Source organism: Nocardia sp. NPDC102475, from assembly GCF_055584605.1.
Genome location: NZ_JBVJLS010000003.1, coordinates 524,997 through 535,166, shown reverse-complemented (window position 1 = coordinate 535,166; position 10,170 = coordinate 524,997). Strand labels below are relative to the sequence as shown.

The window sequence follows — 10,170 nt, the reverse complement described above, 5'->3', positions numbered from 1 at the left end:
GCGACCACGCGCTGCACACCGAACATTTCCCGGGCCACCCGCGCGGAGATGATGTTGGAGTTGTCGCCGGAGGAGACCGCGGCGAAGGCGTCGGCCCGCTCGATTCCCGCGCGGGTCAGCACATCCCGGTCGAAGCCGACACCGACCACCCGCTCGCCCGGAAAGTCCTCGCCGAGGCGCAGGAAGGCGCTGTGGTCCCGGTCGATCACGGTGACCTCATGGCCGACCCGGACCAGGGCGCGTGCCAGCGATGAGCCGACCCGTCCGCAACCCATGATCACTACGTACACCGCAACCTCGTTCCTGGAAACTGTGTTCAATTGGCGGCACTCGCAGGCCCTGCGTGGTTACGCAAGCCACCGCCTCCGGGCCGTGAGCTCGCGCCGCGGGGCGTTCGGTTTGCTTACCTCGGCATCGAACCGTACCTGCCAGATGTTTCCATGGCCCAATTTCCCCTCCACCTGTCAACCAAACATACGACGCGAACCGGCCGAGGGAGCGCTCCATCCTGCGGGGATCTATGCTCGCTCCAGTGTCCAAGTTGACGACGGCAGCCAAACGTTTGCTGCTGGGCAGGCCTTTCCGTAGCGATGCGCTGGGCCACACCCTGCTGCCGAAGCGAATCGCGCTTCCGGTGTTCGCCTCCGATGCTATGTCCTCGGTGGCCTACGCTCCGGAGGAAATCTTCCTTGTTCTTTCGGTGGCAGGCATTTCTGCCTACGTCTATGCGCCCTGGGTTGGTCTGGCCGTCTCATTCGTGATGGCCGTGGTGGTCGCCAGCTATCGGCAGAATGTGCACGCCTACCCCTCCGGCGGCGGTGACTACGAGGTCGCCACCACGAATCTCGGACCCAACGCCGGGCTCACCGTCGGCAGTGCGCTGCTTGTCGACTATGTGCTCACGGTGGCGGTGTCGATCTCATCGGCGGCGTCGAATATCGGGTCCGCGATTCCGTTCGTCGCCACGCACAAGGTGTTGTTCGCGGTCGTCGCCATCGTCGTGCTGACATCGATCAACCTGCGCGGCATCCGGGAATCGGGCGTCGCCTTCGCGATTCCGACCTACGCCTTCATCTTCGGCATGTTCGCGATGCTGGGGTGGGGGCTGTTCCGCATCTTCGTACTCGGCGACGACCTGCGCGCCGAATCGGCGGGCTTCCAGCTCAATGCCGAGGACGAGCACCTATACGGACTCGCGTTCACCTTCCTGATCGCGCGGGCGTTCTCCTCCGGCTGTGCCGCGCTCACCGGTGTCGAGGCGATCAGCAATGGTGTGCCCGCATTCCGGAAACCCAAGTCGCGCAACGCGGCGACCACGCTGCTGATGCTCGGCAGCATCGCGATCGCGCTGCTGATGGGCATCATCATCCTGGCCCAGAAGATCGGGATCGTGTACGCGCACAACGAATCCGAGTTGATCGGCGCGCCCGCGGACTACCACCAGAAGACACTCATCGCCCAGCTGGCCGAAACCGTCTTCCACGGCTTCCCGATCGGCTTCTTCTTCATCACCACGGTGACCGCGCTGATCCTGGTGCTCGCCGCGAATACCGCGTTCAACGGCTTCCCGGTGCTGGGTTCGATTCTGGCGCAGGACCGTTACCTGCCACGGCAGTTGCACACTCGTGGCGACCGATTGGCGTTCAGCAATGGCATTCTGTTCCTCTCGGGTGCGGCCGTCGCATTCGTCGTGGTTTTCGGCGCCGAGGTGACCAAGCTCATCCAGCTGTACATCGTCGGGGTGTTCGTCTCGTTCGTGCTCAGCCAGACCGGCATGCTGCGGCACTGGACCCGGTTGTTGCGCACCGAAACCGATCCGTCGCAGCGGGCGCGGATGAAGCGTTCGCGGGTGATCAACGCGATCGGGCTCAGTGCCACCGGGACGGTGCTGGTCATCGTGTTGATCACCAAGTTCTTCGCCGGAGCCTGGATCGCGATCTGCACCATGGTGGCGATCTTCGTTGTGATGAAACTCATTCGGCGGCACTACGATTCGGTTTCCCGCGAACTCGATGAGCACGAATGGGACGGCGTGCTGCCGAGTCGGTCGCATTCGATCGTGCTGGTGTCCAAACTGCATCTGCCGACGCGCCGGGCGCTGGCCTACGCGCGCGCGACCCGCCCCGATACTTTGGAGGCGGTGACGGTGAACGTCGACGAGGCCGACACCAGGGCGCTGGTGCGGGAGTGGGAGCGCAGCGATATCACGGTGCCGCTCAAGGTGATCGAATCGCCCTATCGCGAAATCACCAAGCCGGTATTGGATTATGTCAAGCGGGTGCGGCGCGATTCGCCGCGCGATGTGGTAACCGTATTCATTCCGGAATACGTTGTCGGACACTGGTGGGAGCAGATTCTGCACAACCAGAGCGCGTTGCGGCTCAAGGGCAGGTTGCTGTTCGAGCCGGGCGTCATGGTGACGAGTGTGCCGTGGCAGTTGACGTCGTCCGCGAAGGCCAGGCAGGCCGGTGTGGTGAATGCGCCCGGTGCGGTGCGGCGCGGGTACGAGGACCGAGGGTGACCGACTGGCGCTCGAACACTTTCCAGGTGCGGCTCGGGCCGCCCGGGCACGGCGGATTCTGTGTCGCGCGGCACGAGGGCCGGGTGGTTTTCGTGCGACACGGGCTGCCCGATGAACTGGTTCGAGTGCGGGTCACCGAGGATCGCGGGGGTTCGTTCTGCCGTGCCGATGCGATCGAAATCCTGGAGGCATCCCCGGATCGCGTTCCCGCCACCTGTCCCGTCTCCGGTCCCGGTGGCGCGGGCTGCTGCGATTTCTCCTTCGCCACCCCCGCCGCGCAGCGGGCGCTGAAGGCGGCGGTTGTGGCGGAGCAGCTGCATCGTATCGCCGGAATCGAACGAGATATCACCGTGGAGCCGATTGCCGGATATCCGGCCGACGCCACCGGCGGCTGGCGCACCCGCGTCCGCTTGGCCGTTGACGCCGAGGGGCGAGCCGGAGTGCACGGGTACCGCAGTTCCGAGGTGATCACCGATCTGCGCTGCCCCCAACCGGTTCCGGGTGCGTTGGACGGCATTGCGGACCGAATGTGGACTCCCGGAGCGGATCTGGTGGTCGCGGTCGACGGCGATGGGATGCGGCACATCGTCGAGTTGGCTCCGTCGGCGGTTGCCAGACGTGCCGAGTCCGAACGGCCTTCGAGGCGAGGTGGGGATCGGCGGGGCAGGCGGGAGACAGACCGGCGTTCCGGAAAGCGTCGTGCCGCTGAGCGGGGGCCCGGCAGCGAGTCGCCGCGGACCGGTGCACGTGGACACGGCGACGAAGGCCGTCGGGGCGGATCGGAATGGCGGCGTATCGATGACGGCGACGGCCCTCAGGCCCTGCCCGGTGATACGGATGGTCGGAGCCGTCGTGATGGGTTCGGTGGCGAAGGCTCGCGAGGCAGCGATCAGTCCGGATCGGTTGGGGGAGAGGGGGTTCGGCGACGGGCCGCGGCGCGGCGGGCGGCGACGCATGCGACTCGGGACGAGTGGGTGATCGGCGGTAGCGGTCGGACGGTCGAGTACGTGGCCGGGCGGCGGTGGGAGCTCGCGGCGACCGGGTTCTGGCAGGCGCATCATGGTGCGGCGCAATGTTATTCGGATGTGGTCGCCGGGTGGGCGGGGCTCGGTCACGGGGAGCGGGCGTGGGACCTGTACAGCGGCGTAGGGGTTTTCGCGGCCCGACTGGCCGGACAGGTCGGTCAGACCGGTTCGGTGCTGGCGGTGGAATCGATGCGGTCCGCGGTCGCCGACGGTAGTGCCGCGCTGCGCGATCTGCCCTGGCTGGACCTGCGCGCCCAGCGTGTCGAACATTGGCTGGCCGAACATGCCAGCAGCGCCGCCCCGGCTGTGGTCGTCCTGGATCCACCCCGCGCGGGCGCGGGCAAGGAGGTCGTCACCGCCGTGACCACCAGCGGCCCGTCCCGCATCATCCATATCGGTTGCGATCCGGCCTCATTCGCCCGCGACCTCGGCCTCTACCAATCGGCGGGCTACCACCTCGCTGATCTACGCGCCTTCGACGCCTTCCCCGCCACCCACCACGTCGAATGCCTCGCCCTACTGGAGCGTTGAGGCAGGTAACGCCCTGGGACAGAGCACAGGCTTGGATAGTTGTAGCCAGTCTCAGCGGCGCACGCTACAGCGCCCAGACCACACCGGTTTCGGAAATGGTCGAGAAATCGGCGTGGTGCCTTATCTACTCAGACGCGCACGCCTACTGTCCGGTTCCTCGATTGCTGTTGTGCCAGAGCGGCTTACAGTCGAACCATGACCGTGTATGTCGTCGCACAGCTGAAGTTCACCGATCGCACCGCCTACGATCGTTACCGTGCGCGCTTCCTCGAGGTGTTCACCCGCTACTCCGGCACCCTGCTGGCCTCCGATGAATCCCCGCGGGTGATCGAGGGCGATTCGGATCGCGAGAAGGTCGTGCTGATGTCGTTCCCGGACGAGCCTTCATTCCGCGAGTGGGCGGATTCCCCCGAGTACCAGGAGATCTCCAAGGATCGTCACGCGGGCGCGGATACGGTGACGCTGCTGGTCGATGGCATAGACCACCGCTCGTGAAGGTCAGTCTTCGTATACCGGTGGCCGCCGGTCGCGCCGCGCCCGGATAGCTTCGTCGAAATTCTCGGTGGTGAGGCGGACGTAGAGCTGCGACATGCCCTCGTGCTGCATATGGGATTCGAAACCGCCGGCCTCCATACCGCTCCACAGCATGCGTTTGGTGAGCTCGGTACCGACGCGGCTGAAGCTGATGATCCGTTCGGCCAGGTCGTAGCAGGTGTCCAGCAGTTCGGCGGTGGGCGCGACGCGCGAGACGAGGCCGATCCGTTCGGCCTCGACCGCGTCGACATCCCGGCCCGACAGCATGATTTCGAAGGCGCGCGAGGCGCCGATGGCGCGCGGCAGCAGATAGCTGATGCCCAATTCCGCTGAGGTGAGCCCGTTATTGATGCCCGCCGCGCGAAAGTAGGCGTCCTCGCCCGCGATTCGGATATCGGTGGCGACACTGAGACAGAAGCCACCGCCGATCGCCGCCCCGTTGATCGCACCGATGACCGGTTGGTTCATCCGCCGCAGCGTGATCATCACATCGTTGAGCAGATCCATCGAGCGCCGCGCAACGCTGGTCTTGGTCAGGCCTTCGGTATCGGGAATCCGGCCCGCGTTCTGCAGATCCGCGCCGGAGCAGAAGCCCTCGCCCGCGCCGGTGAGCACTACGACCCGCACTTCGTTATCGGCACTGACCGTTTCGAGGGCCTCGCGCAGCGGGATCATCACATCGAAGGCCATCGCGTTCATCCGTTCCGGCCGATTGAGCGTGACCAGCGCGACCTGCGGTCGCGGTTTCTCGATGAGCACGAACGACATGCGGACCCCTTCAGACGCGATGAGGCCCTCACTATACCCAAGCAAGCGTTAGGTCAGATGGAATCAGTCGAGCTGCCAGATCACGCGGATGGTCGCCGAGATTTCGGATTCGCCGAGTTCGACCGGGACCGGAGCGCCGCCGTACGACTCGTTCATCGGGGCCGATATGGCCATCAGCCGGGGTGTGGCGGGCGGAGTGGAGGTGGCGTTCTCGGTGATTTCGAGAACCGGGCCGAGGGTGCGCCGTGCGCGGCCCGCATACTGCTCAGCTTTTGCGAGCGCGTTGTCCCAAGCGACATCGCGGGCGCGGATCAGCAGGCTCTCCTGATCGGCGAAACCGAGATCGAGGCCGCCGAGGCGGACATCGTCACCACCCGCGTCGACACAGTTGGCGATGATCGTGGCGGGGCCCGGATCGGCCGTTTCGCCGATATCGCGCAGCACGACGGTGAGGTCGGTGGTCGCGACGTAACCGGTGATCTTCGAGCCACCGCCTTCGAGCCAGACCGTTTCGGTGCGCACCGACAGTCCGCGGGTCGCGATATCGGTGCCGGGAACGCCATCGGAGCGCAGCGATTCGGTGACGGCGGCGACGCGCTCACCGGCCTGGCCGTAGGCGAGCGCGACCTTGCCTGCCCGGGTTTCGACGGAAATGGTGACGCGCATCAGATCCGGGGTGGCGCGGGCGCTGCCGGACCCGAAGGTGGTGACCGTGCCCGCGGTCCCGTCGGACTTCTTCCTGCTCACAGCGCTCTCCTGACTTCATCGGTTTCAGACGCAACGGTCGATGCTTCGGAAATGTCCCCTTGACCCGGGCAAACCGGTCAATAGTCGCCGCCGCGCACGGCGATAGCGCGTACCACCGCATCCATCTGCGCATACGCTTCCGCGGCGAGTCGCTCGAGCAGCGCGAGCTTGAGGTCCGGCGCTTGCTCGGTGAGCATGTCGAACCGCTCCGGACGCAGAACCGCGACGCGCACCGCCCTTTCCGCACGTGCCTCGTTCACGAACGGTGTCCCGACCAACATCGGGACCTCGCCGAAAGACATTCCCGCCGAAAGCGATACCAGCCGATGGGTCCGGGCATCGGCGCCCTCGAAGGTGATCCGGACCCGGCCCTCGAGAATCAGATACAGCCCGGAGCGGGTGCTGCCGCGCTCGGCGATGACCTCGCCGCGGGCAATGGTGCGCACCTCGAAATCCTTGGCCAGACGGCTGCGATCGGCCGGAGCGAGATCCGCGAGTGCGGGATGGTCCTCGATCGGCAGGGACGTGCACGCCGGTTCGTCCGCGGGCCTATGGTGGTCGAGGATGATGTCCTCGCACCATTCGGTCGCGGTATCGCGATCGATGAATACCCGCCCGCGCGGGTCGGCCGGATCCAGGCTGGAGACCAGATGCCCCAGTTTGCTGTCCGGGTCGACAATGGCGACGCGGCAGCCCGCTGCGGCGAGTTCGATCTGCAAGGCATCGAGCATCTGGACCGCGATCCCGCTGACTTCACCGACCTGCCGCAGGTCCACTACCAATGCCGCCAACTCGCGCGCCTGCTCCTCGATCGCGCGCACCGCCCGCTCCGCACCGGTGAACAACAGGTCGCCGTGCAGTTCGTAGACGCGGGCGCGGTGCCCGAATTCGGCGAGGACGTCCAACTCGTCGGTGGTGCGTCGCAGCCGTGACGGGACCTCGGCCACCGTGTACGCGGCGCGGATCGCGGTGCGCGCGGACCGGGTGACGTGCAGGAAGTGCAATTCGAGCCGCTGTGACAGCGCCTGGCAGGCGGCGACACCGCGCACGCTGTTGCCGTGCGTATCCAGCCGAGGGGAATAGACGGCGATGCCGATCTGGCCGGGCAGCACGGCCAGAATGCCGCCGCCGACACCGCTCTTGGCGGGGAGGCCGACAGTGGTCACCCAGTCGCCCGCGGCGTTGTACATGCCGCAGGTGGTCATCACACTGAGCACGCGTTCGGTGAGGGCCGCGGTCAGTGCCCGTTCGCGGGTCAGCGGGTTGAGTCCGTTATTGGCCAGGGTCGCGGCCATCAGCGCGAGGTCGCGGCAGGTGACATCGATCGAGCACTGCCGGAAGTACCGGTCGACCGCCTCGTCCGGATCGGATTCGATGATGCCGAAGGAGCGCAGCATGTAGCCGATGGCGCGATTGCGGAATCCGGTGCGCGCCTCCGATGCGTACACCGCCTCGTTCATGGTCAGCTCGCGCCCGGCGAAGCGGGAGTAGCAGCGCCGGATGCGCTCGAAGCGGTCGGTCGGGTCGCGGCCGGTGATGAGTGCGGCCGCTGTGATCGCGCCCGCATTGATCATCGGATTGCGCGGGCGTTCGGTCACCGGATCCAGGCTGATCTCGTTGAACGCGTCGCCGGAGGGTTCGACATCGATGTGCTCGGCGACGGTCGCGATGCCCCGATCGGCCAGTGCGAGTGCGTAGGTGAAGGGTTTGGAGATCGACTGGATGGTGAACTCGGTGGTGACCTCGCCGGTACCGTAGACCCGTCCGTCCGCGGTGGCCAGGCACAGTCCGAACGAATCGGGTTGTACGGCAGCCAGTTCGGGGATGTAATCGGCGAGTTCCCCGGAATCGTCGGCGCGGCACAATTCGTAGACATCGGTGACGATGCGTGCCACGACGCCGGGGTCGACCGTTTGCGGAACCTTCTGCTGGGGCAGGGCCACGGGTCCACTCTAAGCTGGGTAACGTTAGCTGGACTGGCGAACTCGTCCGCCCGAGCGTGTTTTCGGATGGGCGGCGATTCGTGTGGAGGCTCACACTTCCACGCGAAGTCGGCTGGTGGCGGGGCATTGTCGTGCGGAGCCACTGGCGCGGCTCCGTAGACTGATCGGATCAGATGCGCTATCCGGAGGGAGCGAGTTCAGGTGGGAGTGCTTTCCCGGGTCGATACGCCCGAAGACCTGCGACGGCTGACCGTTGCCGAATTGGGCGAACTGGCGGAGGAGATTCGCGAGTTCCTGGTGCAGAAGGTCGCCGTCACCGGCGGGCACCTCGGCCCCAATCTCGGCGTGGTCGAGCTGACCATCGCACTACACCGGATCTTCGACTCGCCGGCCGATCCGTTGATCTTCGACACCGGGCATCAGGCCTACGTGCACAAGATCCTCACCGGTCGCAAGGATCAGTTCGACACGCTGCGCAAGCAGGGTGGATTGTCCGGCTACCCGAGCCGATCCGAGAGCGCCCACGACTGGGTCGAGTCGTCGCACGCCTCGGCCTCGCTGTCCTATGCCGACGGTCTGGCGAAGGCCTTCGCGCTGACCGGGCAGAACCGGCATGTGGTCGCGGTCGTCGGCGACGGCGCGCTCACCGGTGGCATGTGCTGGGAGGCACTGAACAATATCGCCGCAGCGCCGGACCGGCCCGTCGTCGTGGTGGTCAACGACAACGGCCGCTCCTATGCGCCGACCATCGGCGGCCTCGCCGACCGGTTGACCGCGCTGCGCACTCAACCCGCCTACGAGCATGCGCTGGATGCGGGGAAGCGGATCCTCAAGAGCATTCCGCGCGTCGGTGAATCCGCGTACTCGATGGTGCACGCGGTGAAGGCCGGGATCAAGGATGCGGTGAGTCCACAGGAGCTCTTCAGCGATCTCGGGTTGAAGTATGTCGGGCCGGTGGACGGCCACGACACCGTCGCGTTGGAAGCGGCGCTGCGTCGCGCGAAGGATTTCGGCGGGCCGGTGGTCGTGCACGTGGTGACGCAGAAGGGGCGCGGCTACTCGCACGCCGAGAACCACGTCGCCGACCAGATGCACGCCTGTGATCCGATCGACCCGCTCACCGGCCGCCCGCTCGGTGGCCCCAAGGCGCTCGGCTGGACCTCGGTGTTCTCCCAGGAGTTGATCGCGCTTGCGGAGAAGCGCGACGATATCGTCGCGATCACCGCGGCGATGCCCGGACCGACCGGTCTGGCGGCATTCGGGGAGCGGTTCCCGGAGCGGATGTTCGACGTCGGCATCGCCGAACAGCACGCGATGGCCTCGGCGGCCGGACTCGCCCTCGGCGGCATGCATCCGGTGGTCGCGATCTACTCGACATTCCTCAACCGCGCCTTCGACCAGTTGCTGATGGATGTCGCGCTGCTGAAGCAGCCGGTGACGGTGGTGCTGGATCGCGCCGGAATCACCGGTCCGGACGGCGCCTCGCACAACGGCATGTGGGATCTGTCGGTGCTCGGCATCATTCCGGGCATACGCGTTGCGGCCCCGCGCGATGCGGCGACATTGCGTGAGGAGTTGGCCGAGGCGCTCGCGGTGAGCGACGGACCGACCGCCATTCGCTTCCCGAAGGGCAGTGTGGCCGAGGATATTTCGGCCGTCGAGCGGCTCGATGGGGTCGATGTGCTGCGGCTGCCCGAGCGTGAGGGCGGCTCTGCTCGAGCCCAGCGCGGTGATGTACTGCTGGTCGCGGTCGGACCTTTCGCGTCGATTGCGGTCGCGGTCGCGGATCTGCTGGAGCCGGAAGGTATTTCGGTCACCGTCATCGATCCGCGGTGGGTGCTGCCGGTTTCCGATACCGTCGTCAAACTCGCCGAAAATTACCGTCTCGTCGTGACTCTGGAAGACGGCGGTCTGCACGGCGGCATCGGGTCCACCGTCTCCGCGCGGTTGCGCGGTGCGGGCTTGGATGTGCCGACCCGCGATCTCGGTGTGCCGCAACACTTCCTGGACCATGCGTCTCGCAACGAGGTGCACGAAGAGCTGGGACTGACGGCTACCGATATCGCCCGCCGCATCTCGGGCTGGCTCGATGCACGCTGAG

The 10,170-nt window shown here is 66.3% G+C and carries 8 protein-coding genes; 4 read left to right on the top strand and 4 right to left on the bottom strand.

The annotated features are described in order from the left end of the window. On the bottom strand, nucleotides 1–290 hold a 290-nt coding region (locus tag ACZ60G_RS08210; RefSeq protein WP_465808363.1), incomplete at its 3' end, for an NAD-binding protein. Between the two features lie 242 nt (nucleotides 291–532). Between ACZ60G_RS08210 and ACZ60G_RS08205 the strand changes: the two genes are divergently transcribed. From ACZ60G_RS08205 to ACZ60G_RS08195, 3 genes are all read left to right on the top strand, one after another. Then, complete coding sequence (locus ACZ60G_RS08205; RefSeq protein ID WP_465808361.1) at nucleotides 533–2,521, top strand: APC family permease; 1,989 nt, start codon at nucleotides 533–535, stop codon at nucleotides 2,519–2,521. Next, nucleotides 2,518–4,077 carry a class I SAM-dependent RNA methyltransferase gene (locus ACZ60G_RS08200; RefSeq protein WP_465808359.1) on the top strand — a complete coding sequence of 520 codons (1,560 nt, stop codon included), beginning with the start codon at nucleotides 2,518–2,520 and terminating at the stop codon, nucleotides 4,075–4,077. Before ACZ60G_RS08205 ends, ACZ60G_RS08200 begins: the two co-directional genes overlap by 4 nt. Nucleotides 4,078–4,272: 195 nt before the next feature. Next, nucleotides 4,273–4,572 carry a DUF1330 domain-containing protein gene (locus tag ACZ60G_RS08195; RefSeq protein WP_465808357.1) on the top strand — a complete coding sequence of 100 codons (300 nt, stop codon included), beginning with the start codon at nucleotides 4,273–4,275 and terminating at the stop codon, nucleotides 4,570–4,572. Nucleotides 4,573–4,575: 3 nt separating this feature from the next. Here ACZ60G_RS08195 and ACZ60G_RS08190 read toward each other — a convergent pair whose 3' ends face one another. The 3 genes from ACZ60G_RS08190 to glsA form a co-directional block, all read right to left on the bottom strand. Then, nucleotides 4,576–5,379 (bottom strand): enoyl-CoA hydratase, encoded by an 804-nt coding sequence (locus tag ACZ60G_RS08190; protein WP_465808356.1) that lies wholly within the window; start codon nucleotides 5,377–5,379, stop codon nucleotides 4,576–4,578. A gap of 63 nt (nucleotides 5,380–5,442) precedes the next feature. Further along, nucleotides 5,443–6,126, bottom strand: a complete 684-nt coding sequence (locus ACZ60G_RS08185) for an SIMPL domain-containing protein (protein WP_465808354.1) — start codon at nucleotides 6,124–6,126, stop codon at nucleotides 5,443–5,445. Nucleotides 6,127–6,203: 77 nt separating this feature from the next. Next, nucleotides 6,204–8,069, bottom strand: coding sequence for a glutaminase A (glsA, locus tag ACZ60G_RS08180; protein WP_465808352.1), 1,866 nt, complete (start codon nucleotides 8,067–8,069; stop codon nucleotides 6,204–6,206). Between the two features lie 201 nt (nucleotides 8,070–8,270). Here glsA and dxs point away from each other — a divergent pair, with 201 nt between their 5' ends. Then, nucleotides 8,271–10,169, top strand: a complete 1,899-nt coding sequence (gene dxs, locus ACZ60G_RS08175) for a 1-deoxy-D-xylulose-5-phosphate synthase (protein WP_465808350.1) — start codon at nucleotides 8,271–8,273, stop codon at nucleotides 10,167–10,169. Nucleotide 10,170: the final 1 nt, after the last annotated feature.

Coding starts and splice junctions, on each gene's coding strand:
- ACZ60G_RS08195 (WP_465808357.1), top strand. CDS start 4,273: ATGACCGTGTATGTCGTCGCACAGCTGAAGTTCACCGATCGCACCGCC.
- ACZ60G_RS08190 (WP_465808356.1), bottom strand. CDS start 5,379: ATGTCGTTCGTGCTCATCGAGAAACCGCGACCGCAGGTCGCGCTGGTC.